The sequence below is a fragment of the Kitasatospora sp. HPM-01-4 genome (genome assembly GCF_051374625.1).
Taxonomy (GTDB): Bacteria; Actinomycetota; Actinomycetes; order Streptomycetales; family Streptomycetaceae; genus Kitasatospora.
Window position 1 is genome coordinate 2,855,879 of sequence record NZ_JBPQGP010000005.1, and the last position, 25,395, is coordinate 2,881,273.

Below are 25,395 nucleotides of genomic sequence, written 5' to 3' on the forward strand. Positions count from 1 at the left end.
CCGGATGACCCATGAGGAGAACACCATGCCGAATGCCGATTCGGTCTACCTGACGCCCGCTTCCGACCCCGGAGAGGCCGACATCCTCGTCAGCGACTTCAGCGCGGTCCAGTCCCCGATCGACACGTACTGGGCCCTGCAGAACTGGAACCAAGGCGCCATGATGGGCGGCTATGCGGGGTTCCAACAGAGCAGCGACAAGGGGCGGCTTCTCATCCTCTCCATCTGGGACCACAAGGATGTGAAAGCGGCCAACGAGCTGGTCTACTGCTCTCCGTGCGGACACTCCGAGTCCTTCGGCGGAGAAGGCACAGGCCTGCATGTCACGACCCCCTACCAGTTCCGACTGGGCCAGTGGTACCGCATGGCGATCCGCTGCTGGCAGGACGACCACGGCACCTGCGTCGGCCAGTGGGTGATGGACCTCGCGGCGGACCGATGGGACGCCATCGCGGCCATCCGCTTCCCCCACCAAGGGCTTCGACTGGGCGGCACGCTCGAGATGTTCCAGGAGAACTGGACCGCCACCGGCGAGAACGTCCGTGAAGGACACATCCGCAACAGCTGGTCACGCCACGTCACGCCACCCTGCGTACCCGGCGGCTGGGTGTACTGGGAGACACAGAGAGCCCAGGGCAGCAACGACCACAAGGACTGGGACGGCGGTTCGACGCGCGAGTACTTCTGGGTGAAAGCCGGAGGCGGTACCAAGCCCTCGGATGAACACGGGATCACAGGAAGCGTCAGCCACACCTTCGTTCCGGACGACGACGGAGGAAGCCGCGCGAGCATCAGCACCGCTGAATACGACGCGGGGGTCGTCCATGTCGGGTGGGAGCTCGCGGCAGGCCAGACACCACAGTTCAGCCGCGAAGTCAGAATCCTTGAAACGGAAGGGACCCGGCTGGCCGCCCAGCAGGCGATCTCCCCCTTCTGCTCCCAGGCGAACGTCCGGGTACCGGGTGGGCTGACCCCCGGGAAGGAGTACAGGGCCGAGCTCACGGTGGTCAATCTGTTCGACAAGCCCTCCTCGGCTTCTCTGCACTTCAAGGCCTGACGCCGAACTCCGCGCCTGGTACACCCCGGCTTTTCGACCGTGCGGCACCGTGCTCTCCCTGGCTCCCCACGGCCTCGGCACGCACTCGGCGCCCCCATGCCCGCGAGCTCCCTTCCGAGCTGAACGTCACGCGACATCCAACCGGCCGCGGACCTTCTAGCGCCAACGCGTGAACCTATGCGGTCACGGCGCTAGACAGCTTCCGATCCCAGACGTCGGGATTGGCGCTGGGGGGCACCGAGGTAGGTGAGAACTGCGAGGACGCGCCGGTCGCCGCTGTCCTCAGGCGGGAGGTCGAGCTTCACGAAAATGTTCCCGACGTGCTTGTGCACGGCCCGCTCGGTGACCACGAGGCGATCGGCGATCTCAGCGTTCCCGTATCCCTGGGCCATCATCGCGAGTACCTCGCGTTCGCGCTCGGTGAGCCGCGACAGAGGGTTGCCGCGCGTCGCGAGCAGCTGCCGGACCACGTCGGGGTCCAGCGCCGTGCCGCCGGCCGCCACCCGGTGCAGCGCCTCAAGGAAGTCGTCGACGCGGGCGACTCGGTCCTTGAGCAGGTAGCCGACGCCGGTGCCATCGGCGAGCAGCTCTCGGGCGTAGGTGTCCTCGACGTACTGGGAGAGCACGAGGATCGGCAGGCCGGGGACACGTTCCCTGGCGCGCAGCGCCGCCCTGATGCCCTCGTCGGTGAAAGACGGAGGGAGGCGGACGTCCACCACGGCCACGTCCGGCCGGTAGGCGACAGCGGCCGTCACGAAGGACTCGGCGTCCTCGGTCGTGGCGAGCACCTCGTTCCCCAGGGCCTCCAGCATCGCGGAAAGTCCCTGCGCGAGCAGCGCGTTGTCCTCGGCGATCAGGATCCGCACGGGCACTCCACGGTGATCACTGTGGGCCCGCCGGGCGGGCTCTGTACCCGCAGCACGCCGTCGACTGCCTCGACGCGCTGCCGCATGCCGCGCAACCCGGTGCCGCGGCCCTCTGCTGCCCCGCCTCGGCCGTCGTCGGTGATCCCCGCGCGGACCGTGCCGCCGGCCCTGGTCAGGGTGACCGACACGGAAGCGGCGTGGCCGTGCTTGGCCGCGTTGGTGAGTGCCTCGGTGATGGCGAAGTACACGGCGACCTCGATCTGCGCCGGTACGTCGCCGAGTTCGCCGAGTTCCACGGTGGCGGGTACCGGGCAGCGGGCGACGACCGCCGAGACCGCACCGGCGAGGCCCCGGTCGGCGAGGATCGGCGGGTAGACGGAGCGCAGCACGTCGCGCAGCTCGGCCATCGCCTCCTCGGCGCCCTCCCGCGCCCGGGCCAGCAGCGGGCCCACCGCCGCGGGGTCGGAGCCGAGCGTCCGCTCGGCGAGCCCGAGTTGCATGGCAAGGGACACCAGCCGGGCCTGGGTGCCGTCGTGCAGGTCCCGCTCGATGCGGCGCAGCTCGTTGCCGTGCGCGTTGATGGCCCCGGTGCGCGTACGGTCCAGCGTCAGCACGCGTTCGGCGAGGATCGCGGCGGCCGAGGGGGCGAGCAGCCACCGGCTCACCGACGCCGCCAGCCTGGCCAGCAGGGGCGGGCCGAACAGGGTGAGCAGCACGCTCAGCAGGAACTGAGGCACTCCGGCGTAGACCGCGGATCCCCAGCTGTCGATCGGGATGTTCCCGATCAGCCTGACCGGATCGTCCGTGGGGAACAGCCACCACAGGCCTACGAGCACGAGCACGGCTGCCGGGAACAGGAACAGCGCCGCGCCGATGAGCCCGAGCAGGGTGCCGGCGACCATCATGGCTGGCGCCCACCGCAAGTCGCGGCCGGTTGCCGGGTCCGACAGCACCGCCATCAGGCGCCTTCGCGCGTGGGGTCCGGCCGGTGCCGTGGATGTCGCCGCCCACCGTCCCAGCCGGTCGCGCTCACCGTCGGCCAGCCGGCGCAGCAGCCGGAGCTCGTGCGGCAGGATCAGCAGACCCACGCCGACCAGGCAGAGCACGGCCGAGTACACGAGTACGGGCACCAGCACGAGCAGGGTCAATCCGCGGACGAACACGGCCGCGCAGTACCCGGCGGCATGGGTCGAACGTGCCGCACTCGCTCGCGTCATCGATAAGTAGTTCACGGCGGCCAGTCTTCCCGTCCTCGGCCTCCCGGCGCAGTGGAGCGTGCTACACCATTGGTCGGCGAGCCTGCACGATCGCCCCGGTCCCCCCTCGGTTCGTAGCGTCACGGCCATGAAACGAACGGACACCCGGGGCAGCTCGCGCTCCGATCTCATCCCCTTCCTGTCGATCAGTTTCGTCGGGGCGTGGATCACCATGATCCCGCTCTGGCTCGACGGCCTCCGCCGGACGAACGCCGCGCAGGGGACCCCGCGGCTCGCGGCGCTGTGCATGATCCTCATGATGCTGGTGCCGGCGCTGACCGCTTTCGGTCTCACCGCGCGCGGCCGAGGGCCGCGCCGGGCCGTGCGGGTCCTCGGACTCGCCAGGGCCACACCGTGGCGGCACGAAGTCCGCTCCGTAGCGATCGCGCTCACGATCCCGCTCGGCCTCACCGCCGCCGGCCTGACCGTGGCCACACTCGCCGGCTGGTACACCCCCGCGCACCTGCCCGGGCCCGCCACGATCACGCCGCTCGTGCTGAGCGCGCTGATGTCTATTCCGCTGTACTTCGGCGAGGAACTCGGCTGGCAGGGCTACCTGCTGCCCCGGTTGCTACGCTACGGCAGGACCCGCGGCCTCCTGATCGGCGGCGCGATCTGGGGGGCGTGGCACATCCCGATGACCGCGCTCGGCGGAAGCTATCCCGGTCATTCGGTGCTGCTGGGCATACCCGTCGCCGTGGTGACCGCCATGTTGCTCGGAACGGTGATCGCCACCGTCCGGCTGTCCACCGGGTCGGTGTGGGCGGCCGTCGCGGCGCACCTGTCGCTCAACGAGTTCACGCTGCCGCTGACCCGCGAGGTCTCGGGCCACCTCGTCGACCCGCTGCTCGCCGGCCCGCTGAGCATCTCGACCTGGCCGGTGAGCACCCTCGCCGTGTTGGGCACCTGGCTGGCCTACCGACGGCGCGGCGGGCGCCCGGCGCCTGGCGACGGCGCCGCCCCGCGCGGGCTGGGCGCGCTCCGTACTGGCGACTTGACCAAGGGGGGTGCAGGGCGAGGACGGACAGACCTGTCCGGGCGAGAATCGCGCCTTGCGGGCCCGCACGAGACTTCGGGCCCGGCCTGTGCCTCTCCGGCAGGGGGACCGGGAACGGCGACATCCTCGCGGCCGGCTGCGGAAGCAACAACGACAACCAGTGGTGGGAGCACACCTACGTCGACGGATCCGACAGCTACTGGTTCATCAACTACCGCAACCGGTCCGTCCTCGCCCCCACCTACGACGGCAGCGCGTACCTGAGGATCCTCGGCGACACCGACCCGTACCAGCAGTGGAAGGTCGGCTGACAGCGGCCCGGTAGACCGCGACACCAACGACCCATCCAACCTGGCGGCGTGACCGCAAAGGCGGGCGCGAAGAGACCCCACTGCCAATACGGGGCGGTGGGATCTCGGTGAGGAGCGGACGGTCAGACGGTGCCGAACTCGCCGCTCTTCACGCCTGCCACGAAGTCGGCGAAAGCCTCGGCGGAGAAGACCAGGGCCGGGCCCTCGGGGTCCTTGGAGTCACGGACGGGGATGACGCCTGCGTAGCCGGGCGCGACCTCGATGCAGTTGCCGCCGTTGCCGCTGCGGGAACTCTTGATCCAGTTCGCGCGGGAAAGGTCAAGGTCGGTTGCCATGTTGCGAGTTCCCTCCAGGCTGCACGAATGATGTCCGGGGAAGTGACTTGCGCAGGCGCATACACCTGAAGCCGAACGTAGCGCCGCAGCCCACCCAACCACTGCCGCCACCGACCCGGTAGACCGCCATACCGAGGGCCAGTTCAGCCTGGCGGCGCGACCGCAAGGGCGGATGCGAAGAGACCCCACTGCCAACGGGGCGGTGGGGTCTCGGTGAGGGGCAGGCGGTCAGACGGTGCCGAACTCGCCGCTCTTCACGCCCGCCACGAAGGCCGCGAAGCCCTCGGCGGAGAAGACCAGGGCCGGACCCTCGGGGTCCTTGGAGTCACGGACGGGCATGATGCCGTCGGTGGCGGCGAGTGCAGGTGCGAACTCGATGCAGTTCCCGCCGCCGCCGTTGCTGTAACTGGACTTGACCCACTGGACCGGGTCGGTAGAGGTACTCATGCGGGAAGTGCCTCCATAACCTCTCTGATGAGAGCTGCGGACGACCGGGGCGACAGGGCAGACGCCCTAGCCAGATCGTATGCCCGACGGCGCGCAGTCACGTCCGCATATTCTTCCAGCAAGGTGCCTGTGTCGTTCCGGACGACGACGGAGGAAGCCTCGCGAGCATCAGCACCGCTGAATACGACGCGGGGGTCGTCCATGTCGGGTGGGAGCTCGCGGCAGGCCAGACACCGCAGTTCAGCTGTGAGGTCAGAATCCTTGAAACGGAAGGGACCCGGCTGGCCGCCCAGCAGGCGATCTCCCCCTTCTGCTCCCAGGCGAACGTCCAGGTACCGGGTGGGCTGACCCCCGGGAAGGAGTACAGGGCCGAGCTCACGGTGGTCAATCTGTTCGACAAGCCCTCCTCGGCTTCTCTGCACTTCAAGGCCTGACGCCGAACTCGGCATCCCCGCCACCGTCACCGCGGCCGAGTTCTACCGCACCGCGGCCACCATGCCGTAGCCATCGGCCGGCCTGTCACATCACCGGCTCGCACGGTCCTCAGGGCACTCCAACAGACAGCCTCAGGCCTGTCGGAGGCCCGCGTGATGTGGATGGTGCCGCCGCGTCAGGAGAGGCTTCGGCGCGTCCACCGGAAGCAGAGCGCGGTCGCGAGGAGGGCGAGGGCCAGAAGGACTCCGGTCTCCGCCCACTGGAGCGGCCAGAAGTGGTCGGCGAGATGGAAGGTGGTCTCCTGCCGGTAGCCGAGCTTGCCCAGGACGGCACCGCAGACCTGCGGATCACCGCCGGACTGCATGCAGTTGGTGAACTCGTGCGGCAGTGTGACCGGGTGTCCGGCTGCGTCAAGGGTCCGCTCGGAGATGACCCAGGCACCGTGCTGGTTGATGTCCACGGACAGGGCGCCGTCTCGCAACCCCATGAGGTTGTCGGCGGTGATCGGCACGGTGATCCGGTTGGGTGCGACCAGTAGAGGCCGGATGAACACCGAGATCACGCCCTCGGCCACCGCGAACCCGGCGAGCGTGGTCGCCATCGCGGGCACGGTCCGGCGCAGCACGGTCCCGACCGCGACCCCGAGCGTGAAGGCGAAGACCGCCCAGCCCACCGGGACGACACCGCGCGAGTCGAACATCGTGGGGGAGAGCCGCTGGGGAAAGCCCGCCGCGCCGCCGCCATTGGCGGTCGCCTGGTCGATCGGGGCGCACCACCAGGAGACCGCGAGCGTGAGCAGTCCGGCGGCGGCCATGGCGGCCAGGCCGACGAGTCCGAGCTTCACGGCCAGCCAGCGGGTCCGGGTGACGGACTGGTTCCACGCCAGCCGGTGCGTGCCGGCCTCCAGCTCACGAGCGACCAGGGGTGCGCCCCAGAAGACGCCGATGAGGGCCGGCAAGGCCCGCACCAGCAACGCCCCGACCAGGTACACGTCGTAGTCGGAGCCGCCCAGCAGCTGGACGAAGTGGTCGCCTGCCGTGTGGTGCAGCTGCACCAGGTGGGGGCCGGTGGCCAGCAGGACGGCCGCGAAGAGGGCGAGGCCGGCGAAGACCCAGGCTCCCTGGGTGCGGAACTGGCGCCAGGTCAGCCAGATCATCGGGATATCTCCAGCGCAGGGTGGGCGGGGTCGGTGGTGGAGCGGCTCATGTAGGCCAGGACGAGGTCTTCCAGACCGGGGCGGCTGACGGACCAGGTGGGGTCGTGGATCGGTGTGTCGGCGCGCACCAGGAGGGTGGTCCCCCGATCCGTGTGGCTCGCGGAGACGACGTGCGCGCCTGCCGGGAGGGCGCCGGGGTCGCGGCGGGGCCCGGTGAGCCTGTGGTGGGTGGTGAGGAGTTCCTCGATGTCCCCGGCCACCTGCACCCGGGAGCCGACCAGCACGATGAGGTAGTCGCAGGCCCGCTCCACGTCGGAGACCAGGTGTGAGGAGAGCACGACGCTGAGCTCCAGCTCGGCGGCGGCTTCCGTCAGGTCCCGGAGGAACTCACTGCGGGCGAGGGGGTCGAGGCTGGCGACCGGTTCGTCCAGGATCAGCAGCTGCGGGCACTTGGCGATGCCCAGCGTCAGGGCGAGCTGGGCACGCTGACCGCCCGAGAGCATCCCCGCCCGCTGACGGGGTTGCAGGCCGAGCCGCCGGATCCGGTCGCGTGCGAGCCGGTCGTCCCAGTCCGGATTGAGATGGGCGCCGAGCCGAAGGTGGTCCTCGATGCTGAGGCCGGCATAGGTGGGGGTGTCCTGGGCGACGAAGCCCACCTTGGCCAACTGCGCGGCGCCGTCGGCCGGGTGGCCGCCGCACACCTCGATCGTGCCCGAGGTAGGTGTCAGCATGCCCGCGGCAAGGTTCAGCAGCGTGGACTTCCCGGCGCCGTTGGGGCCGACCAGCCCGACGACGCGGCCGGCCGGGATATCCAGGGTGCAGTCCGACAAGGCCCAGCGCTGCTTGTATCTCTTGCCCAGTCCTTGGGCCCGCAAGACGGCGGTCACGCTGTCTCCTCCGAGTGGTGGTTTGAAAAGTCGGCCGCGCGCCGGGTCTCGCCGCTCCCGCATGTCCCGGGACCGGCCGGGCGTATCGGCCGACCGGCGCTGATCCAGCGCCGTCGCCGACAACGTTTTCGCAGGTTGGGCCGGTGTGGCGTCAGGCCGTCGGCGGACCCCGCTCCCCCGGTGGGCGTACGCCCGCAGAGGGACGCCCGGTGGACGGGGGGGCAGCTGCGATCCCGGCCTGGCGGGGCAACCGCGAGGGACGGATACGAAGAGACCCCACTGCCAACGGGGCGGTGGGGTCTCAGTGAGCCGTGAGCATCGTGAAGTTTCAGGTCACGGGCCTGTGTGCGTCGATGTCGGCGGACTCACGCTGGTCAGCGGCCGGTGTCCACGGTGAGGATCGTCTGACGAACCGGTCGGCGGGAGTGCTCGGGTTCTGCTGCGCGTGCCATGGCGAGCCGCCTACGATCCGTCACCGTGCGGACGCGCCGCCAGGTCACGAGGAGGGTGCGGGATGTCTGAGCTGGAACGGATCACGGCTGTCAGTACCCGATGGTGAACCGCCGCTGGATGAACCGGGGCAGCTCGATCTCATCCAGCAGGGCGGCCGCCGCGTCCGGCACCGAGATCCGGCTGCGGCCCTCGGCGTCCAGGACCGGCTGGTCGCCGCCGATCCGGTAGCGGTTGGTGCGCTCGCCGGGGCCGATCTGCTCGGCGGGGCTGAGATAGGTCCACAGCCGGTTGGAGGCGCGCAGCACGTTGAAAGCGTCCCGGTGGCCCTGCACCGCCGTGATGTACTCGCGGGGCAAGCCGAGTTCGTCCAGGGCCTCGTACACCAGCTCGTCGTGGTCGACCCGGACCACGCCCGGTGCGATCTCCAGGCTGCCGGCGCCGCCGACCACGATCAGCCGGGTGCGGGGGCGCTGCGCGAGGGCGCCCAGCAGGTTGCGGGCGGCGGTGGCGTACACCGTCGGGTCGGCGATCGATCGGGCCACGGTGTCGGCGAAGTCCCGGGAGGCGTTGCCCGGCTGGAACAGGCTGACGACGGCGTCGAACCAGACCCCGGGCGCTTCGAGCTCGCTGCGGACGGCTTCGGCGTCCAGTACGTCGAGGCTGCGCCAGTTGACGTTGGCGCGCTTCTCCTTGATGCCGCTGGCGTCCCGGCTGAACGCGGTGACCAGGTGGCCGCGCTCCAGACCCTGGTCGACCAGCTCGCGGCCGACGCTGCCAGTCGCGCCGATCACTGCGATGTGCATGGGTTCCCTCCCTGGTTGAGTCCTGCCTCACGGCACTCTTGTTCACGCCGTGCGGTGACTATACGGCGTGAAGTTTTAATACGGCAAGCACAAAAGGACGGCCCGTCGGTAGCATGGGTGCCGTGGCGAACACCCTGGGACGACGAGAACGGCTGCGCGCCGAGACCACCGCCGAGATCAAGCGGGTCGCCCTCGCCTTGATGGCCTCCGGCGGGCCGGACGCCATCACGCTGCGGGCCATCGCCCGTGAGATGGAGATGACCGCCAACGCCATCTACGGCTACTTCGCCACCCGCGACGACTTGGTGACCACGCTGATCGCCGAGCTCTACACCGGCCTGGCCGACGCGGTCGAGGCGGCTCGGGACGCGGTGCCGGCCGCCGACCCGGCCGGCCGGATCCGTGCCTGGGCCGACGCCTTCCGCGCCTGGGCGCTGGCCAACTCCGAGGGCTTCCGGCTGATCTACGGCGACCCGGTGCCCGGCTACCAGGCACCCGAGGGCGGGCCCGCCCCCGAGGCCGCCTACCGGGTCTGCACCAGCCTGACCGGCCTGGCGGTCGGCGCCTGGCCGTACCTCGAACCCCACTACCAGGGAGCCGAGTTCGACTGGTCAGATTTCGAGCCCGGCCTGGTCGCCAAGGTCCGAGGCGCTTTCCCCGAGCTGACCCCGATCCCAGTCGCATTGGCACTGCGGCTGTGGAGCCGGCTGCACGGCCTGGTGTCGCTGGAGGTCTACGGCCATCTGCGCGGCCAGACCGGCAGCCCGGACAAGCTCTACCGCGACGAGGTGGCCGAGCTGGTCCGCACCCTGGGGGTCTGAGACGGGCCGTCGTCCGTCAGCATCCGGCGAGGTGGCGCTCGATCCGGGCGATCGCCTCGGCGTCGCCGGTGAAGGGGTGGGCCTGCGGTCCGACTGTCCGCGCGCCCTCGATGTCGGGGGCGTGGTCTCGGCCGACGATCTTCGAGGAAATCATCCGCCCATGACCAGCGTGAGCACGCCGACCTCAACGCACACCAGGCCCGTGACCTGCAACTTCACGATGCACACCGCTCAGTGAGGTGCAGGCGGTCAGACGGTGCCGAACTCGCCGCTCTTCACGCCCGCCACGAAGGCCGCGAAGCCCTCGGCGGAGAAGACCAGGGCCGGACCCTCGGGGTCCTTGGAGTCACGGACGGGCATGACGCCCGCGTAGCCGGGCGCGACCTCGATGCAGTTGCCGCCGTTGTTGCTGTACGACGACTTGAACCAGGACGCGTGGGAGAGGTCAAGGTCCGTTGCCATATCGCGAGTTCCCTCCACCCGGGTTCGACATAATTCGGCAGCCTGGAGTGGCGAATCCGGGGTCTGACCTGGGCGGACGTGCTTGTGGCCGCCTGGAGGGCGTTTCTCTAGGCGGTCGCGTTTCTGCTGGTCAGCGGGTTGCGGGCTGAAGCGCGACGACCTGCTTGGGGACGGGGATCTGCAGCTTCGCGAGCAGGTCACGCTGAGGCTTCGTCAGGGCGGTGACCTGCTGGAACGTTCCGGTGGGGCCGGTGAAGGTGCCCAGGTGGAGGCGGTCGAGCTCGCGTCGGATGTGCGGCCAGGTGTCGCCGGTGGTGGTCTCGGTGATCCTGATCAGCAGGAGAGCGAGCCAGCACAGGACGACGTGGGCTCGGATGCGTTCTTCGAGTCGGTGGTAGACGGGCCGCAGGTCGATGATCTGCTTCATGTCGCGCCAGCCGCGCTCGACTTCCAGCAGTTGCTTGTAGCCGAGCGCGATGTCCTCGGCGCTCAGGTGGGGGTCCGAGCAGCGCAGGAGGTACTTCCCGTCGAGGTTCTCCTCAGCCTTGATCTTCGCCTGGTCGATGCGGAGCTTGCCGGCCTGGGTGGCGCGAAGGTAGCGGTTCAGGCCGGGCTTGTCGGCGATCCTGCCGCGCAGTTCGCCCCGCTTGAAGTCGCTGAGCTTGTCGGTGTCGGCGATCAAGTCGGCAAGTTGGGCGACGAGTTGTTCGCGCATGTGCCGGTCACGCTCGGCCGCTTCAGGGTTGTGGCAGATCACGAACCGGTCGGTGTCGGATATCCGCACTTCCTTGACGCGCATGTTCTCGCCGACGTCCTGGTAGCGGCCCTGCCGGGACAGGGCGGCCTGCACCTCGGGGCTCCCGGAGCGGAGCTTCTCGCCGATGATGTAGGCGTGGTCGCCCTTGCGCAGGTAGCGGCGGTTCTCGGCGGAGGAGAATCCGCGGTCGGCCACCCACACGATCTTGGAGAGGGTCCAGTCCCGCATCTCGTCCTTGACCTGCCGGATCAGGGTCTGGTCGGAGGCGTTGCCCGGCCAGCACCAGCAGCGCACCGGGATGCCGTCGCGGGTGACGGCCATGCCGATGACGATCTGCGGCAGGTCGTCGCGGGAGTCCTTCGACTTGCCGTAGGTCCGGAACCCGACCGGCTTCGCGTCGCCGCCTGCCTGGCCGTCGCCCTCCAGCCTGCGGCCGGCGTTGTCGCGGGCGACCGGCTCGTCGGGCTCCTCCAGCTCGAAGTAGGTGCTGGTGGTGTCGAAGAACAGCAGGTCCACCTCCAGGTTCAGCAGGTTCGCGACCTCGTCGAACACCTGCTTCTCCAGGTCGTCCTTGACCTCGTGCAGCCAGTCCATCGCCCGGTAGCAGGTCTGTTCGCCGGCATCGGCCAGGCCGTCGATGTGCACGTCGTTCGTGATCCAGTCCGCGGCTGCGAGCTTCGAGGACGGGGCCAGCGCGCGGTTGGCGACAAGGGCGAACAGCACCCGCTCGGTCGCGGCCATGTCCCGGCGGCGACCCCGCTTGGGCTGCCCGACTCGGCCCACGATCTGATCGATCCGCAGTCGGCGCCAGAGGTGGTCGAGTACGTAGGCGCCGCCGAACGGCACCGAGGAGACGAACTCCAGGTCGGAGGCGGCGGTCGCGGCCAGGGCGTCCCCCGGCTCCAGCAGCCTCGATAGAGACGCGACCAGGCGCTTGACCGCGTCGCGGTCCAGGTCGTCCTCGCGGCCGAAGGTGAACAGCACCTTCGGCACCGCCCGCCCCTTCACCGGGTCCCACTCGTTGTGGGCTAGGTGCAGGTACCGGACCGTCCCGGACTTGTTCTCCCGCTTCGTCGTCTTCACGTACACGACTCCAGACGATAGGCCGAAGCAGCAGGCCAGCGCAGGAGAATCAGAAAAGTCGCGTCTCTAGGCATTCTCGGGCGCCAGCACCCACCGCAGCCCGATGACCTGCACGTTCAACCCCGGAGACCCTCTAGAACCCGCGAATTACGTCGAACCCGGGCTCCAGGCTGCACGAATGATGTCCGGGGAAGTGACTTGCGCAGGCGCATACGCCCGAAGTCGAACGTAGCGCCGCAGCCCACCCAACCACTGCCGCCACCGACTTGGTAGACCGCGACACCAACGGCCAGTTGAGCCTGGCGGCGCGACCGCAAGGGCGGGTACGAGGAGACCCCACTGCCAACGGGGCGGTGGGGTCTCGGTGAGGGGCAGGCGGTCAGACGGTGCCGAACTCGCCGCTCTTCACGCCTGCCACGAAGGCCGCGAAGCCCTCGGCGGAGAAGACCAGGGCCGGACCCTCGGGGTCCTTGGAGTCACGGAGGGGGACGATGCCGTGGGTGGCGGCGAGTGCAGGTGCGAACTCGATGCAGTTCCCGCCGTTGCCGTTGCTGTAACTGGACTTGACCCACTGGAGGGACTTGGGGGCGGTGCTCATGCGGGAAGTGCCTCCATAACCTCTCTGATGAGAGTCGCGGACGACCGGGGTGACAGGGCGGAAGCCCTCACCAGATCGTATGCCCGACGGTGCGTAGTCACGTCCGGAGTTTCCTCCAGCAGAGTGCCCGTGCCGATGCTCTCCTCGTACGCCACGGCGGAGCTGTCGTCGAGGGTCAGAAGGGTCAAGGAGCCTCCGAGAAGCGCATGCTCACCATGGGCAAAAGGCAGCACCTGCACGAGGGTTGTCGCTCCTTCAGCGAGTACCACAAGCACCTCAAGCTGTGCCCGCATCACCGCCGGACCGCCGATCGGCCGGCGGATCGCCGCTTCGTCGAGGATCACCGACAGGTCGGGCGGTGCGTCGCTTCGCAGCAGGGATTGCCTGCTCATGCGAGCGTTGACCTTGTCGTCCACCTCGTCGTCGGTAGCTCTTGGGTTGCTCACTCGGAAGAGGGCGCGCGCGTAGTCTTCGGTCTGAACCAGCCCCGGAACCAGCGGAGAGAATTCCTCGATGACCCGTGCGCGGGCCTCCAGCTCCATTCGGCGCCGGTATCTGTCCGGGTGCGCCTCGCGCCTGGCGATGTTGTAGAGCCCTACGAAGATCTCGGTCTTGAACTCGGCGTCCAAAAGGGCCGGCAACTCGGGCGGCGGCATGCTGGCAGCCGTCTCGATCCGGGCCAGGTGACTACGGCTCACCGGCACCCTGGCCGCCAAGGCTTCCAGTGTCATGTTGTCTGCCCGCTGGCGCTGCGATCGCATCTGTGAGCCGAACAAGTGTCTGGCGGACACGTTCGGTGTAAGCGGGTTGGATGGTCGTGCCATCTGCACTCCCTTTTCCCATGTCTTGGGCTGGGATAAAAAGCTCTGTCGAATCGTAGACCCGTAGCGTCACGATAGAGGCACGCGCAGTGATGAACGAAGCGCCGCTTCCTCCCACTTGACTGGAGCACCCCTATGCCTGCCGCCGCTGTCGGCCTGCCGGAGATCAACCGTGCGAAGCGTCCGCCGACCCTACTTGAACGCCTCGTGACGCGACAGCAGTTCAGCGCGGTAGCCGCCTGGCGGGGTTTGGCCGATGCATTGGCCCAGGCGGGCATCATGCTGCCATCCCTGGGAGTTGAGCAGGTGCCCGTAGTCGGAAGCGGCGTGTTCCTGGTGGAACTCGGCAGGGCCCGACCTGACGTGATCGTTCAACTCGCTGCGGTGGTACGGCTCGGCGCCGAGGCGCAGAGAGCACAGTCGGGCGCCGTGGCCCTGTGAGAGGGACGAGTTCGCTGCGATGCCCCACTCAGGGGTGCGAGTGGCAGGTCGAGTTGAGTGATCCCGGCACCGAGGGTGTTCGTGACTGGCGTTGTGGCGGTTGCAAGACCTTCGGCTACACGCTTCCGCCGCAGTACGCGGCGGAGCACCCCCACGAGCAGTTCCTCCAGCTGGCCGGCGGCCCGGTGAAGGTCGGGAAGGAGGTGATCACGTAATTCCCGCCTTAGCGTCAGCATCCATCGTCGGGCGCCTGATACCGCGCGCCCGGCCGCCCGATTCGCCGCCCCTCCCCCCGATCACGGAGTTCCCGAAATGACGTACCGCCCCACCCAGTTCATGAACACCGACTACGGCGCCTGGGCAGATCCCCCCGAGCGCCCCGACGCCGACAACAGCGAACCGGACGACGAGCCCGAGCAGTTGGCCGATGGCGCACAACCTGAACAGCCCCGGCCCGACCGGCTCGCCGCGCAGGTGGTGGGCCCGTGAGGCCGAGCCTCCCGGCCCGCCTCGCCGCCATGGCCGTCATCCTCGCCGCTGCGACTGGCATCGCCATCACCACGGCCGCACTGGTCGACCCGCAGCAGCACGGCACCCGCACCCTGGTCGGACTCCTGACCGCCGCAACCGCGATCCTCTGCGCCGTCCCGCTCTACGGCGCCTGGATCACCCGGTGCCGACGGCGCGCGCTCCAACAGCCGTGACGGTCGACCTGATTCTCGGCACCGGCCTGGTCATCGCCCTCACGGTCAGCGGCTGCGCCGCATTCCGCGCCGAGCACTACCGCACCAAGCTCCCACCGGGCCCCAACTCCCCAACCCCGGTGGGTAATCCGGGTCGGCCGCACGCCTCCACCCCCCGAGGGGCGCGCGGCCGGCCACGGTCCCACGATCGCCAAGAGACACCTCACAACAGTCAGAAGGACGGCTGATGCACCCCGACCTCGCTCCCGACCAGCACTCCCGGATCCAGGTGGGATGCCAGGCCCTGATCACCAACCCCCGAGGCTTCATCCTCCTCATCAACCCGGACGACCAGGAAGGCTGGACCCTCCCCGGCGGCACCGCCCACCAAGGCGAACTGCCCCACCTCGCCGCCACCCGCACCGTCCGAGCGAGCACCGGACTCAACCTGCACCTCACCGACACCCTCATCATCGACATCACCCCCGGAACACACGCACCCCAGAGCATCGACCACATCTTCACCACACAGGTCACCGCACAGACCGCCGCCACCGCCACCATCCCCGCCAAAGCACTCACCACCATCAGCGAAATCGCCTGGATCGAACCCGACTACATCCCCGACCGCTGCACCGACCACCAGACCCACCGCATCTGGTCCGCCCTGCTACGCCTCACCGACCCGTTCGCCCCCGTCTACCACGTCGAAGGCCGCGCCATCACGACCTGACGGCAACCCGAACCCCCGCCACCGCATCACTGCCGGTCGCGGGCGCCGTGGAGGGACTGGACCCCCGAAACGGCAGGCCGGAGCAGGGGAATGGGCTCCCCGAGGACCGGCCGACCACCCCGGCCAGGCCACTCCTGCACGGCCTGGCCGGGGCTTCACGACATCGCGACGCCAACCAAACAGGAGGACATCATGGGAGACCAGAACAAGGGCGGGCCGAACGACGGCAAGGGCGGCAGTCACTCCAAGCCCGGCGGACCGGTGATCGGGCCCAAGCCCTCCCCCGACGGTTCGGGCCCCCAGCAGGGCGGAAAGCACCGGTGATGACGGACCCCCAGAACGGGTCGGAGCAGGCCGCCGTGCGCGGCCTGATCCAGGCCGTCAGCGATGAACTCGGCCATGATGTGGCGCCCGAATGGCAGGACGCGGCGCGGTCCCACCCGCGCCACCACTTCCTTCCGGAACGGATCTGGCTCGAAGCCGACGGCGCGTACAGCAGCATCGGCCTGCGGGATGACCCCGAAGCCTGGTTCGCCGCCGCTTACACCGACGCTCCCGTCATCACCCAGATCAACGACGGCAGTGAGCCCGACGATCCGGCCGAGGCATGGCCGTCGTCCTCGCTGTCCGCTCCGTCGGTGGTCTTCGGCATGCTCGGCATGCTCGACCTGCGCGACGGCATGACCGTGTTGGAAATCGGCACCGCCAGCGGCTACACCGCCGCGTTGCTGTGTCATCGCCTCGGGAACGACCGGGTGGTCACGGTCGAACTGGACCCGGTTCTCGCCGGCCGGGGCGAGAAGAACCTCCAGGCGGCGGGCTGCTCCCCCACCGTCGTCTGCGGGGACGGACTGCTCGGCCATGCTCCCGCCGCACCGTACGACCGTGTCGTGTCCACATGTTCGGTACGACGCGTTCCGCCCGAGTGGATCAGCCAGACCACGCCCGGTGGCGTCATCCTCACCCCGTGGGACAACCCGTGGATCTGCTGGGGTCTGCTCCGCCTCACGGTCGGCGAGGACGGCGTGGCCGTCGGCCGGTTCAGCCCGCACAGTTCGTTCATGCTGGCCCGTACCCAGCGAGATGACGTTCAGCTGTTCCGCGACGTGGTGAAGGACGACCACTGGGCTGATGTGTCCGAGACGGTACTGCCCCGCCGCTCGGTCGTCCGGGGAGACGCCGCGTTCGCCGTCGGCCACCGCATCGGCGACATCTGGCACGCCTGGCAGGACACCCCCGTGGACGGCGTGGCGGACCGGCTGTGGATCTCTTCCACTGACCGGGCGTCATGGGCGGCCGTGGATCACGACGGCAGCGATGACGACCGCTTCACCGTCCGGCAGTACGGGCCGCGCCGTCTGTGGGACGAGATCGAGGCGGCGTATCGGTGGTGGCTCGACCACGACCGGCCCGGCCCTGAGCGCTTCGGGCTCACCGTCACGCCCGAGGGCCACCGGGCATGGCTGGACACCCCGACCGACTGGTGGCCGCTGCCGCCGTTCATGCGAGAGCCGTGATCACCACTGGCCCCGCCGGACGACTCCAAGGAGCCGATCGCGCTCGCCGAGGGGCCGCGGGAGTCCACCTGGCCGTGGGCCGACCCGCTGCGTGACCGCCGCCGGCGCGGCACCTCCGCGGCCTGCGGTCACGGAGCCGCTATAGGGTGGGTGATCATTTCGGAAGAAAGGCCACGGCGCTCACGGTGACCGAGTCCCGTCCCCACACTCTGTTCTCCTTCGGCACGCTGCAGGACGAGCAGGTCCAGACCGCCCTCTTCGGGCGGACCGTTCCCACGGCGGCGGCATCGCTGGTCGGTTACACGACCAAGCCCCTGGTGATCGTTGACGAGTCCGTGATCGCCACCAGCGGCCAGGACGTGCACCTGACCCTGGAGCGCAGGTTCGGCGCTACGGTCGAGGGCTCCGTCCTGCACCTCAGTGACCGGGAACTCGCAGCGGCCGACGCATACGAGGTGGACGACTACACCCGTCGGCGGGTGCTCCTGGCCTCCGGGGAGACCGCCTGGGCATACCTCGACGCGAAGCCGCTGCGCTCGGCGGCGCGCATCGTGATCGCGGGCGACAGCATCGCCTATGGACGCTGTGATCCGCAGGGAGGCTGGGCGGCGCGCCTGGCGGCAGCTCACATCGCGGCGAACGAGATCGAACACCGGGTGTTCAATGTCGCCATCCCCGGCAGCACCCTCACCGATGTCCGCGAGCAGATACCCGCACTCCTGGCTCCCCGCCACCCGGACACCATCGTGATCGCCGCCGGCATCAACGATTCCGCCCAGCCGCTCGCCATGCCGGAGGATCACCGCGACGGGCTGGCGCACATCGCGGACACTCTCACCTCGCTGGCCGCCACGGCTCAAAGCCACAACGCGCGACTCGTCGTCGTGGGGCCCGCCTGGGTCGATGAGGCACGCACTCACGACTACGAAGGCCTGCGGTTCACCCAGGCAAGGGCGCTGGCCCTGCGCGAGGCCCTGCAGACCTGGTGCGTCGGTAACCACGTCGACTACCTCGACATGTGGGAACCGCTCCGTGACAAGACCGAGCTGCTCGTCGACGGCATACACCCCACCCCCGAAGGGCACGAGGTGCTCCACCGGCACCTCAACGCGCTCAGCAGCTGAGCCCGCACTCTTGCGGGCGCGTGACCCCATCCGAGGACGGGAGCACCAGGGCGACGAAGCCCCGTCCCGCTCAGCGGAGTTCGGTGCGCACCCACTCCGCGAGGATCTTGGAGGAGCCGTCCACCGACTCCCGCCAGCTGCGGGCGGCGCTCTCGTCGGCCTCGTCGCTGACGTGCTTGATCAGGCGGATCGGGACACCCGCGTGCTGGGCGACGGAGGCGAGCGCGTAGCCCTCCATGTCGACCAGGTCTGCGCGCTCGGCCAGGCGGTCGCGGGCCTGCGGGTCGGAGACGAAGAGGTCGCCGGTGGCCAGGATCGGCCCAGGGGCCTCGCTGACGGTGATCGGCGCACCGTAGAGCCTGCCGGTGAGCGCGTGGAGGGCCGTGGGGTCGATGTCGTGCTGGATCACCTGGGGCACCTGGTGGATGCCGGACCAGCCGGGGCGGAGGGCACCCGCGGTGCCCAGGTTGACGATCTCGGACGGGACCGCGCCCCGGGCCAGCACGGTGGCCAGCGAGGCGGCCGCGTTGACCTTGCCTATGCCGGTGAGCAGGACGGGGAGGCCGTCACCGAGGTGGACGGCCTCCTCCTCGGCAGCGACGACGAGCAGCGGGCGGTCGGGGGTGATCGTTCCAAGCAGGCGCATGCGGTCCATGGTAGGCGGCGCGTTCCCGGCCCGGGAGTGCCGAGCACGTACCGGGGCCTTCCCCGACCAGCACCGGCCCGTACGACCCGTACACGGCTTGCCCGGCCCACCGCACAGGGTGCATCCGCGCCGACACCCACCGGAACCCCGCACGGGCGGAACCGGTACGGGGAAAGGGAGTTGGGGCTCGACAAAGCTCAAGAGCCGCACAACTCGCGTGTGGCCGCCCGAAGCTGCGGCCATACTCCTGGGCAATGGCGGGCTCCGGCAGGCGGAGCGGCCTGTCGGGGGAGGTCGGGCAGGTGGCGGTACCGGCACGCACGGGGGAAGCGGCACGCACGAGAACAGCGGCACCGAGACCGGCATCGGCACCGAGGCCCGCGCCGGTGCCGTCCGCGAGGCCCGGCCCGGCCCGGGCGGTGGTCCGGGGCGTAGCGGCGCAGCTGCGCCGCACCACACGGACCGCGCCCGCCCGACTGCGCACCGCCGCCGTCCTGTTGACGGTCCTGGTGCTGGCCTTCGGCGCGCTCACGGCCTGGCAGGCCGCCGTCCGGGCGCACGCGGCCGGCCAGGTGGTGTCGCACAGCCAGCCGCTCAACCAGGACGCCGCCGAGATCTACCGCTCGCTGGCCGACGCCGACGCCACCGCCGCGTCCGCCTTCCTGCTCGCGGGCGACGCTCCGCAGGCCGTCCGCGACCGCTACCGCGCCGACCTGGACACCGCCGCCCGGCTGCTCGCCGAGGCCGCCGCCCGGACCGGTCCCTCATCCGAGGCCCAGCAGTGGCTCACCGCGCTGAACCGGCAACTCCCGCAGTACACGGGCCTGGTGGAGACCGCCGGGGCGGACGACCGGCAGGGCCTGCCGCTCGGCGGGGCCTATCTGCGGTACGCGTCCGCGCAGATGCAGGGCACCATGCTGCCCGCCGCCCAGCACCTCGCGGCGGTGGAGGCCGGGCAGTTGGACGGCGACTACCGGACCGCCGGGTCCCTCCCGTGGGCCGCGCTGGTGCTCGGGGTGCTGACGCTGGCGGCGCTGGTCCGCTGCCAGGTGCTGCTGCTGCGCCGGACCAACCGGGTCTTCAACCCAGGCCTGCTCGGTGCGAGCGCCGCCGTGCTGGCCGTGCTGGGCTGCCTGGCGGCGGGCAGCCTGAGTGTCCGGTCCGAGCTGGCGGACAGCCGGTCGAACGGCGCCGTCCCGCTGCGGACGCTCAACCAGGCCAGGATCGAGGCCCTCCAGTCGCACACGGCGGAGAACCTGGACCTGGTGGCCCGGGGTGCCTCCGACACCTACACCAGGCAGTGGTCCGCGCTGACCGCCTCGCTGGCCGGTGCGCCCGGCGCGGACGGCGGCGACCGGACGGGCGGCACCCTCGCACGGGCCCGCTCGGGCGCTCCCGGTGAGGCGGCCACGGCGCTGGACCGGGCCCGGACGCTCTTCGCCACCTGGGACGAGCGGCACGTCGCCGCCGCCAGAAGCAATGAGCAGGGCGACTACGAGGCCGCGCTGCACACCGTCCTCGGCGGCGCGGGCGACTCCGCCGAGGGCGCCTTCACCGCGCTGGACCAGCAGCTCGCGCGGGCCGCGACGGCGGAGCAGACGGCGCTCACCCGGTCGGCGAAGGGCACCGACGGTGTGCTGGACGCGGTGGCGGCGGGTGCCGTGGTGCTGGCCCTGCTGGCCGCGGCCGGGGTGCTCCGGGGCCTCGGCCACCGACTGGCCGAGTACCGGTGAAGGGGGACTGATCGATGCGTGAGGCAGTGGCACGTACCGCGAGGCTGGCCGGCGCCGCCGTGCTGGCGACCTGGCTGCTCGGCGCGGGCGGCTCCGGGGCCCTGGCCCCGGTGGCGGCACCGCGGCCCCAGGCCGCCGCACCACAGGCGGCACCGGAGTCGGCGGGCGGCTGCGAGGACCGTACGCCGGCGCCGAGCCACGACGAGAGCGGGCCGAAGATCCGGCAGATCAAGCAGCGCGGCACGCTGATCGTCGGAGTGGACCAGAACAGCTACCACTGGGGCTACCGCAACCCGCAGACCGGCCGGATCGAGGGCTTCGACATCGACCTGGCCCGGGCGGTGGCCAAGGCGCTCCTCGGCGACCCCGACAAGGTGACCTTCCGGACCGTCCCGACGGCCCAGCGTATTGAAGCCGTCAAGACCGGCCAGGTCGACCTGATCGCCCGTACCATGACGATCACCTGTGCGAGGTGGCAGGACGTCGCCTTCTCCGCCCCGTACTTCGCCTCCGGCCAGCGGCTGGTGGTACCGAAGGCGGCCAGGGTCACCAGCCTTGCGCAGGGGCTCAGGGGCAAGCGCGCCTGCGTGGCCGACCAGTCGTCCTCGCAGGCGGTGCTCAGCCCCGGAGGGAAGCAGAACCCGTACGGGACGGCCGAGGTCAGGGTGGTGGAGAACCAGCTGGACTGCCTGGTGCTGATGCAGCTGGGCCAGGTGGACGCCACGCTCACCGACACCGCGCTGGCGGCCGCCCAGGCGGCGCAGGATCCGACCGTCGAACCGGCGGGCGAGCAGATCGCGTTCGCCCACATGGGCATCGCGATGAAGAAGGAGGACACCGACCTGGTGGCGAGGGTGAACCAGGTGCTGGTGGACTACCGGGCCGGCGGCGGCTGGCGGGCGAGCTACGACCACTGGCTGGCCGCCAGCATGGGAGCCGACCCGGCCGAGTACCTCGGGTGACCGGTCCGGAATAGTGTCGGCCAGCGGATCGGAGCGCCCGAAGCCGCCCTGGCACGTCACACGGAGGGCGCGCCGGTGCCGTGGGCCACGTGCGACCGACGCAGGAGGGAGTGAGGAGTGTCGGCACCGGATCGACGCGCCCGAAGTCGCAGAGACACGTCACAGGACAGAGGAAGGACTGAGCGTTGGCAGGATCTGCTGGCCCGGTGATGAACCGGGAGGAGGTGGACCGCGCCCTGGCACGGCTCGGCGCCGAGCGCGATGCCGTGGAGGCGGCGCTGCTGGCCCTGCAGGACCACCCGGGCCGTCGGCTGCTGGAGGGCGCCGCGCTGAGCGGGCGCACCGAGGAGCGCTGGTCCGTCGCCGCGCAGGGCCTGACGCTGCTCTGGGCGCTGTTCGACCGCTACTCGGAGGCGCTGGCCTCCGCCCGGGCGGTCCGCTCCCGCCGCAACCGCCTCGGCGGTGCCGAACTGGCCGAGCTGAGCGAACTGCTCGGCGGCGCGGCCGTGACCGTCTCCGGCGGCCAGCTGCCCGACCTGGCCGGGCCGGGCCCGGCCCGACTGGTGGAGCGGATCAGCCTGGACGAGCTCATGCAGCGGATGAACGCCTGGTACGCCACCGTGCTGGAGGTGGTGAACTCCGCCGACGCGGTCTGGTCCGCGCTGCCCGCCCGGATAGACCTGCTGCTGGCCGAGCTCGGCCGGGTGCAGATGCTCGCCGTCTCGGTCGGCGTCCGGCCCGGCACCCACCCGCTCGGCGACGATCTGGCCGGGCTGACCGAGGAGTTGACGGCGCTGCGGGCCGAGGTGCTGGCCGACCCGCTGACGCTCTGGCGGCCGGCCCGGGTGCCGGCGCAGCGTGCCAGTGACACCCCCACCGGCGCCGGTCCCTTCGCCCCGGCCTCCGGCGTGGTGGACACCGAGCGCTTCGACCGCGCCGGGCGCGCGCTGGACTCCGTCCGGGTCGAGCTGGAGGGGCTGCTCCGGCTGCGCGACGAGGCCCATGAGCGGCTGCAGCAGGTCGGCGACGTGCTGCAGCGCGCCGACGCCACGCTGGCCGAGGCCCGCCGCGCCCGCGGCGAGGTGCTGGCGAAGATCGCCGCCACCGAGGTGCCCGCCGTACCGGGCCCCGCCTCGGCGCTGCGTGAACGGATCGTGCTGGCCGTGGAGTTGCAGCAGAGCGGCCAGTGGCACCGGCTGGCGCCGCTGCTGGACCTGCTGGAGGACGCCGCCGCCAAGGAGCTCGGCCGCGCCCGGCAGTCGCTCACCGAGGTCGCCCAACCGCTCGCGCTGCGGGCCGAGTTGCGCGGCCGGCTGGAGGCGTACAAGGCGATGGCCGCCCGGCTCGGCCTGGCCGAGGACCCGGAGGTGGTCGAGCGTTTCGAGAAAGCCCGCTGGCTGCTGTGGAGCGCGCCCTGCGACCTGCGGGCGGCGGCGGAGGCGGTGAACCGCTTCCAGCAGTCGCTGCGGCCCGTCCAGCAGGAGGCGGCGCGGCGGACGGACGGGCCGGTCGACCGGCCGGTGACCGGGTACCAGGACGAACGGGGGGCTTGAGGTTCATGGGCGAGGCATGTGTACGGCCGGAGTGTTCCGGCTCCGGGGTGATCGACGCCGACGGCTACTGCGACGAGTGCGGGCTCGCCCCGGCGGTGGCCGGTGCCACCGCGGGCGCTCCCGCCGGGGCGGCCGGGCACTCGGGCCCCGGTGACCGCTGCGCCAGGGGCGGGTGCTCCGGGACGATCGACGCGGACGGCTACTGCGACGAGTGCGGACTGGCCCCGCTGGAGGCGGGCACCCAGACCCAGCCGTACGTGCCGTCGGCCCGCACCGCCTCGCCGGACTCCACCAGCAGCCGCTCGGCGCGCACCATGTCCGGCCGCTCCCGCTCGCACCGCTCCGCCCGGACCGGCAGCGGCCGTTCGCTCTCGGTCCGCAGCAGCAAGGGCGGCAGCAAGGGCACCGCGCGGCGCGGCAACCTGGGCGCCGGGCTGGTGACGGTGCCTCCGGTGCCCCGGCCCGACCCGGCGGCAGCGGTGCTGACGGACCCCCAGGTGCCCGAGCGCAAGCGCTTCTGCAGCAAGTGCGACACCCCGGTGGGCCGGGAGAAGAACGGGCAGCCCGGCCGGCCCGAGGGCTTCTGCACCAAGTGCGGTACGCCGTACTCGTTCACGCCCAAGCTGGTCCGCGGCGACCTGGTCGGCGGCCAGTACGAGGTGCTCGGCTGTCTGGCGCACGGCGGCCTCGGCTGGATCTACCTGGCGGTGGACCGGCGGGTCAGCGACCGCTGGGTGGTGCTCAAGGGCCTGCTGGACACCGGCGACGAGGACGCGCTCGCGGTGGCGATCGCCGAACGCCGGTTCCTGGCCGAGGTGGACCACCCGAACATCGTCCGCATCATCAACTTCGTCGAGCACCCTGATCTGCGGACCGGCTCCACCGACGGCTACATCGTGATGGAGTACGTCGGCGGCAAGTCGCTCAAGGACATCGCCAACGAGCGCCGCACTCCCGACGGCCACCGCGACCCGCTGCCCGTCGAGCAGGCCATCGCGTACGCGCTGGAGGCGCTGCCCGCACTCGGCTACCTGCACAGCCGGGGGCTGGTCTACTGCGACTTCAAGATCGACAACGTGATACAGGCCGAGGACTCGCTCAAGATCATCGACATGGGCGCGGTCCGCCGCTTCGACGACGAGGGCCCGATCTACGGCACCGTCGGCTACCAGGCGCCGGAGATCGCCGCCCACGGCCCCTCCCCCGCCTCCGACCTCTACACCGTGGCGCGCACCCTGGCCGTGCTCACCTTCGACTTCCAGGGCTACTCGACCACCTACCGCTACGAACTGCCCGACCCCGAACAGGTGCCGCTGTTCACCCGGTACGAGTCGTACTACCGCTTCCTGGTACGCGCCACCGACCCCGACCCGGCGCGCCGGTTCGCCTCCGCCGAGGAGATGGCCGACCAGCTGACCGGTGTGCTGCGCGAGGTGCTGAGCCTGCAGGACGGACGGCCCAGGCCCGCGCTCTCCACCCTGTTCGGACCCGAACTGCGGGTGGTGGACACCGAGTTGGCCACCATGCCGCCGGACGCGGCCGCCGCCGCACTGGCCCTGCCGGTACCCCGGGTCGACCCCGCCGACCCCAATGCCGGGTTCCTCGCCACCCTGGTCGCCGGCTCGCCCACCGAGGCGCTGGCCGCCCTGGCCACCGCCCCGACCCCCTCGGTCGAGCTGCGGCTGCGCGAACTCCGCGCCCACCTGGAACTGCGGGACGGCGAGGTGGTGGAGGCGGCGCTGCGCGCCCTGGAGGACGAGCACCCGGACGACTGGCGGGTGGTCTGGTACCGGGGACTGGCGGCGCTGGTGATCCGGTCCGCGGAGAGTGCCGGGGTCCGGGAGGCGGCCGAGGCCTTCGACGCGGTCTACGACGCGTTCCCCGGCGAGGCCGCGCCCAAGCTGGGCCTGGCCGTCTGCGCCGAACTGCTCGGCTCGGGCGAGGACGCGGCCGAGTTCTACCGGCTGGTCGGCAGCACCGACCGGGCCTACGTCAGCGCCGCCTTCGGGCTGGCCCGGGTCCTGCTGGCCGCCGGCGACCGGCCGGGCGCGGTGCGGGCCCTGGAGGCGGTGCCCGAGGTGTCCACCCACTTCACCGCCGCCCGGATCGGCGCCGTCCGGGCCCGGCTGCGCGGGCGCACCGCCCAGGAGCCGCTCGGCCCCGACCTGGTCGAGTGCTCCGAGCAGCTGGCCGCGCTCACCCTGGACGCCCGCCGGCGCGAGGAGTTGGCGGTCGAGGTGCTCGACTGCGCCCTCGCCTGGGTGCTGGCCGGACTGCCGGGTACGGGCCGGGACACCACCGTGCGGGTGCTCGGACATCCGGCCGGTGAACGGGAACTGCGCTTCGCTCTGGAACACTCCTACCGAGTGCTGGCCCGGTTGTCCGACCGGACCGAGACCAGGATCGAGATGGTGGAGCGGGCAAACCGAGCCCGTCCCCGGACGTGGGTGTGAGTGCG

Annotated in this window: 28 protein-coding genes; 15 read left to right on the forward strand and 13 right to left on the reverse strand. The window is 70.8% G+C overall.

Going from position 1 to position 25,395, the window contains the following annotated elements; all coding sequences use genetic code 11:
- Window positions 1-4 precede the first annotated feature (4 nt).
- Complete coding sequence (locus tag ACSMTC_RS12120) at window positions 5-1,057, forward strand: DUF3472 domain-containing protein (protein WP_436559684.1); 1,053 nt, start codon at window positions 5-7, stop codon at window positions 1,055-1,057.
- 191 nt (window positions 1,058-1,248) lie between these two features.
- Here ACSMTC_RS12120 and ACSMTC_RS12125 read toward each other — a convergent pair whose 3' ends face one another.
- Both ACSMTC_RS12125 and ACSMTC_RS12130 read right to left on the reverse strand, forming a co-directional pair.
- On the reverse strand, window positions 1,249-1,923 hold the full coding sequence (locus ACSMTC_RS12125; RefSeq protein ID WP_436559685.1) for a LuxR C-terminal-related transcriptional regulator: 675 nt from the start codon (window positions 1,921-1,923) through the stop codon (window positions 1,249-1,251).
- Window positions 1,911-3,140, reverse strand: a complete 1,230-nt coding sequence (locus ACSMTC_RS12130; protein WP_436559686.1) for a sensor histidine kinase — start codon at window positions 3,138-3,140, stop codon at window positions 1,911-1,913. Before ACSMTC_RS12130 ends, ACSMTC_RS12125 begins: the two co-directional genes overlap by 13 nt.
- A 127-nt stretch (window positions 3,141-3,267) precedes the next feature.
- Between ACSMTC_RS12130 and ACSMTC_RS12135 the strand changes: the two genes are divergently transcribed.
- Entirely contained in the window at window positions 3,268-4,440 is a 1,173-nt protein-coding gene (locus ACSMTC_RS12135; protein ID WP_436559687.1) for a CPBP family intramembrane glutamic endopeptidase, read from the forward strand.
- Window positions 4,441-4,609: 169 nt separating this feature from the next.
- Here ACSMTC_RS12135 and ACSMTC_RS12140 read toward each other — a convergent pair whose 3' ends face one another.
- The 5 genes from ACSMTC_RS12140 to ACSMTC_RS12160 all read right to left on the reverse strand — a co-directional run bounded on the left by ACSMTC_RS12140 (window position 4,610) and on the right by ACSMTC_RS12160 (window position 9,003).
- Window positions 4,610-4,822, reverse strand: coding sequence for a DUF397 domain-containing protein (locus ACSMTC_RS12140; RefSeq protein ID WP_436559688.1), 213 nt, complete (start codon window positions 4,820-4,822; stop codon window positions 4,610-4,612).
- 228 nt (window positions 4,823-5,050) lie between these two features.
- Window positions 5,051-5,269 carry a DUF397 domain-containing protein gene (locus ACSMTC_RS12145; protein ID WP_436559689.1) on the reverse strand — a complete coding sequence of 73 codons (219 nt, stop codon included), beginning with the start codon at window positions 5,267-5,269 and terminating at the stop codon, window positions 5,051-5,053.
- A gap of 610 nt (window positions 5,270-5,879) precedes the next feature.
- Window positions 5,880-6,860 (reverse strand): transporter, encoded by a 981-nt coding sequence (locus ACSMTC_RS12150; RefSeq protein ID WP_436559690.1) that lies wholly within the window; start codon window positions 6,858-6,860, stop codon window positions 5,880-5,882.
- Window positions 6,857-7,747 (reverse strand): ABC transporter ATP-binding protein, encoded by an 891-nt coding sequence (locus tag ACSMTC_RS12155; RefSeq protein WP_436559691.1) that lies wholly within the window; start codon window positions 7,745-7,747, stop codon window positions 6,857-6,859. Before ACSMTC_RS12155 ends, ACSMTC_RS12150 begins: the two co-directional genes overlap by 4 nt.
- Window positions 7,748-8,289: 542 nt before the next feature.
- Entirely contained in the window at window positions 8,290-9,003 is a 714-nt protein-coding gene (locus tag ACSMTC_RS12160) for an NAD(P)-dependent oxidoreductase (RefSeq protein ID WP_436559692.1), read from the reverse strand.
- 113 nt (window positions 9,004-9,116) lie between these two features.
- Here ACSMTC_RS12160 and ACSMTC_RS12165 point away from each other — a divergent pair, with 113 nt between their 5' ends.
- Entirely contained in the window at window positions 9,117-9,824 is a 708-nt protein-coding gene (locus tag ACSMTC_RS12165; RefSeq protein WP_436559693.1) for a TetR/AcrR family transcriptional regulator, read from the forward strand.
- 16 nt (window positions 9,825-9,840) lie between these two features.
- Here the strand turns inward: ACSMTC_RS12165 and ACSMTC_RS12170 are convergent, their stop codons facing one another.
- The 5 genes from ACSMTC_RS12170 to ACSMTC_RS12190 form a co-directional block, all read right to left on the reverse strand.
- Complete coding sequence (locus tag ACSMTC_RS12170) at window positions 9,841-9,978, reverse strand: hypothetical protein (RefSeq protein WP_436559694.1); 138 nt, start codon at window positions 9,976-9,978, stop codon at window positions 9,841-9,843.
- Between the two features lie 95 nt (window positions 9,979-10,073).
- Entirely contained in the window at window positions 10,074-10,286 is a 213-nt protein-coding gene (locus tag ACSMTC_RS12175; protein ID WP_436559695.1) for a DUF397 domain-containing protein, read from the reverse strand.
- Between the two features lie 130 nt (window positions 10,287-10,416).
- Window positions 10,417-12,132 (reverse strand): IS1634 family transposase, encoded by a 1,716-nt coding sequence (locus ACSMTC_RS12180; RefSeq protein ID WP_436559696.1) that lies wholly within the window; start codon window positions 12,130-12,132, stop codon window positions 10,417-10,419.
- Window positions 12,133-12,505: 373 nt separating this feature from the next.
- The gene (locus tag ACSMTC_RS12185) at window positions 12,506-12,724 is read right to left on the reverse strand and encodes a DUF397 domain-containing protein (protein ID WP_436559697.1); all 219 of its coding nucleotides are present in this window, start codon (window positions 12,722-12,724) and stop codon (window positions 12,506-12,508) included.
- On the reverse strand, window positions 12,721-13,548 hold the full coding sequence (locus ACSMTC_RS12190; protein WP_436559698.1) for a helix-turn-helix domain-containing protein: 828 nt from the start codon (window positions 13,546-13,548) through the stop codon (window positions 12,721-12,723). Before ACSMTC_RS12190 ends, ACSMTC_RS12185 begins: the two co-directional genes overlap by 4 nt.
- A gap of 132 nt (window positions 13,549-13,680) precedes the next feature.
- On the opposite strand from ACSMTC_RS12190, the gene ACSMTC_RS12195 reads away from it, so the two are divergent.
- From ACSMTC_RS12195 to ACSMTC_RS12230, 8 genes are all read left to right on the forward strand, one after another.
- Complete coding sequence (locus tag ACSMTC_RS12195; protein WP_436559699.1) at window positions 13,681-13,986, forward strand: hypothetical protein; 306 nt, start codon at window positions 13,681-13,683, stop codon at window positions 13,984-13,986.
- A gap of 53 nt (window positions 13,987-14,039) precedes the next feature.
- The gene (locus ACSMTC_RS12200; protein ID WP_436559700.1) at window positions 14,040-14,201 is read left to right on the forward strand and encodes a hypothetical protein; all 162 of its coding nucleotides are present in this window, start codon (window positions 14,040-14,042) and stop codon (window positions 14,199-14,201) included.
- 97 nt (window positions 14,202-14,298) lie between these two features.
- A complete protein-coding gene (locus ACSMTC_RS12205) occupies window positions 14,299-14,475 on the forward strand; it encodes a hypothetical protein (protein ID WP_436559701.1) in 177 nt (58 codons plus the stop codon).
- A complete protein-coding gene (locus ACSMTC_RS12210) occupies window positions 14,472-14,690 on the forward strand; it encodes a hypothetical protein (RefSeq protein WP_436559702.1) in 219 nt (72 codons plus the stop codon). The genes ACSMTC_RS12205 and ACSMTC_RS12210 overlap by 4 nt, the downstream gene beginning before the upstream one ends.
- A gap of 226 nt (window positions 14,691-14,916) precedes the next feature.
- Window positions 14,917-15,402 carry an NUDIX domain-containing protein gene (locus ACSMTC_RS12215; RefSeq protein ID WP_436559703.1) on the forward strand — a complete coding sequence of 162 codons (486 nt, stop codon included), beginning with the start codon at window positions 14,917-14,919 and terminating at the stop codon, window positions 15,400-15,402.
- A 192-nt stretch (window positions 15,403-15,594) separates the two neighbouring features.
- Complete coding sequence (locus tag ACSMTC_RS12220) at window positions 15,595-15,726, forward strand: hypothetical protein (protein WP_436559704.1); 132 nt, start codon at window positions 15,595-15,597, stop codon at window positions 15,724-15,726.
- The gene (locus tag ACSMTC_RS12225) at window positions 15,726-16,919 is read left to right on the forward strand and encodes a methyltransferase domain-containing protein (RefSeq protein WP_436559705.1); all 1,194 of its coding nucleotides are present in this window, start codon (window positions 15,726-15,728) and stop codon (window positions 16,917-16,919) included. The genes ACSMTC_RS12220 and ACSMTC_RS12225 overlap by 1 nt, the downstream gene beginning before the upstream one ends.
- A gap of 185 nt (window positions 16,920-17,104) precedes the next feature.
- A complete protein-coding gene (locus tag ACSMTC_RS12230; RefSeq protein WP_436559706.1) occupies window positions 17,105-18,043 on the forward strand; it encodes a GDSL-type esterase/lipase family protein in 939 nt (312 codons plus the stop codon).
- A 70-nt stretch (window positions 18,044-18,113) separates the two neighbouring features.
- Here ACSMTC_RS12230 and ACSMTC_RS12235 read toward each other — a convergent pair whose 3' ends face one another.
- A complete protein-coding gene (locus ACSMTC_RS12235) occupies window positions 18,114-18,689 on the reverse strand; it encodes a nucleosidase (protein ID WP_436559707.1) in 576 nt (191 codons plus the stop codon).
- A gap of 386 nt (window positions 18,690-19,075) precedes the next feature.
- On the opposite strand from ACSMTC_RS12235, the gene ACSMTC_RS12240 reads away from it, so the two are divergent.
- The 4 genes from ACSMTC_RS12240 (at window position 19,076) to ACSMTC_RS12255 (ending at window position 25,390) form a co-directional block, all read left to right on the forward strand.
- Window positions 19,076-20,422 (forward strand): hypothetical protein, encoded by a 1,347-nt coding sequence (locus ACSMTC_RS12240; protein ID WP_436559708.1) that lies wholly within the window; start codon window positions 19,076-19,078, stop codon window positions 20,420-20,422.
- A 14-nt stretch (window positions 20,423-20,436) separates the two neighbouring features.
- Window positions 20,437-21,384, forward strand: coding sequence for a glutamate ABC transporter substrate-binding protein (locus ACSMTC_RS12245; RefSeq protein ID WP_436559709.1), 948 nt, complete (start codon window positions 20,437-20,439; stop codon window positions 21,382-21,384).
- A gap of 209 nt (window positions 21,385-21,593) precedes the next feature.
- The gene (locus ACSMTC_RS12250; protein ID WP_436564660.1) at window positions 21,594-22,937 is read left to right on the forward strand and encodes a hypothetical protein; all 1,344 of its coding nucleotides are present in this window, start codon (window positions 21,594-21,596) and stop codon (window positions 22,935-22,937) included.
- A gap of 5 nt (window positions 22,938-22,942) precedes the next feature.
- Window positions 22,943-25,390 carry a serine/threonine-protein kinase gene (locus ACSMTC_RS12255; protein ID WP_436559710.1) on the forward strand — a complete coding sequence of 816 codons (2,448 nt, stop codon included), beginning with the start codon at window positions 22,943-22,945 and terminating at the stop codon, window positions 25,388-25,390.
- Window positions 25,391-25,395 lie beyond the last annotated feature (5 nt).

Excerpts from the sequence above, each read along its gene's own strand:
- ACSMTC_RS12120 (WP_436559684.1), top strand. The coding sequence starts at position 5 with ATGACCCATGAGGAGAACACCATGCCGAATGCCGATTCGGTCTACCTG.
- ACSMTC_RS12130 (WP_436559686.1), bottom strand. The coding sequence starts at position 3,140 with ATGACGCGAGCGAGTGCGGCACGTTCGACCCATGCCGCCGGGTACTGC.
- ACSMTC_RS12135 (WP_436559687.1), top strand. The coding sequence starts at position 3,268 with ATGAAACGAACGGACACCCGGGGCAGCTCGCGCTCCGATCTCATCCCC.
- ACSMTC_RS12140 (WP_436559688.1), bottom strand. The coding sequence starts at position 4,822 with ATGGCAACCGACCTTGACCTTTCCCGCGCGAACTGGATCAAGAGTTCC.
- ACSMTC_RS12145 (WP_436559689.1), bottom strand. The coding sequence starts at position 5,269 with ATGAGTACCTCTACCGACCCGGTCCAGTGGGTCAAGTCCAGTTACAGC.
- ACSMTC_RS12150 (WP_436559690.1), bottom strand. The coding sequence starts at position 6,860 with ATGATCTGGCTGACCTGGCGCCAGTTCCGCACCCAGGGAGCCTGGGTC.
- ACSMTC_RS12160 (WP_436559692.1), bottom strand. The coding sequence starts at position 9,003 with ATGCACATCGCAGTGATCGGCGCGACTGGCAGCGTCGGCCGCGAGCTG.
- ACSMTC_RS12165 (WP_436559693.1), top strand. The coding sequence starts at position 9,117 with ATGGGTGCCGTGGCGAACACCCTGGGACGACGAGAACGGCTGCGCGCC.
- ACSMTC_RS12170 (WP_436559694.1), bottom strand. The coding sequence starts at position 9,978 with ATGATTTCCTCGAAGATCGTCGGCCGAGACCACGCCCCCGACATCGAG.
- ACSMTC_RS12175 (WP_436559695.1), bottom strand. The coding sequence starts at position 10,286 with ATGGCAACGGACCTTGACCTCTCCCACGCGTCCTGGTTCAAGTCGTCG.
- ACSMTC_RS12185 (WP_436559697.1), bottom strand. The coding sequence starts at position 12,724 with ATGAGCACCGCCCCCAAGTCCCTCCAGTGGGTCAAGTCCAGTTACAGC.
- ACSMTC_RS12190 (WP_436559698.1), bottom strand. The coding sequence starts at position 13,548 with ATGGCACGACCATCCAACCCGCTTACACCGAACGTGTCCGCCAGACAC.
- ACSMTC_RS12195 (WP_436559699.1), top strand. The coding sequence starts at position 13,681 with ATGCCTGCCGCCGCTGTCGGCCTGCCGGAGATCAACCGTGCGAAGCGT.
- ACSMTC_RS12205 (WP_436559701.1), top strand. The coding sequence starts at position 14,299 with ATGACGTACCGCCCCACCCAGTTCATGAACACCGACTACGGCGCCTGG.
- ACSMTC_RS12215 (WP_436559703.1), top strand. The coding sequence starts at position 14,917 with ATGCACCCCGACCTCGCTCCCGACCAGCACTCCCGGATCCAGGTGGGA.
- ACSMTC_RS12220 (WP_436559704.1), top strand. The coding sequence starts at position 15,595 with ATGGGAGACCAGAACAAGGGCGGGCCGAACGACGGCAAGGGCGGCAGT.
- ACSMTC_RS12225 (WP_436559705.1), top strand. The coding sequence starts at position 15,726 with ATGACGGACCCCCAGAACGGGTCGGAGCAGGCCGCCGTGCGCGGCCTG.
- ACSMTC_RS12235 (WP_436559707.1), bottom strand. The coding sequence starts at position 18,689 with ATGCGCCTGCTTGGAACGATCACCCCCGACCGCCCGCTGCTCGTCGTC.
- ACSMTC_RS12245 (WP_436559709.1), top strand. The coding sequence starts at position 20,437 with ATGCGTGAGGCAGTGGCACGTACCGCGAGGCTGGCCGGCGCCGCCGTG.
- ACSMTC_RS12250 (WP_436564660.1), top strand. The coding sequence starts at position 21,594 with ATGAACCGGGAGGAGGTGGACCGCGCCCTGGCACGGCTCGGCGCCGAG.
- ACSMTC_RS12255 (WP_436559710.1), top strand. The coding sequence starts at position 22,943 with ATGGGCGAGGCATGTGTACGGCCGGAGTGTTCCGGCTCCGGGGTGATC.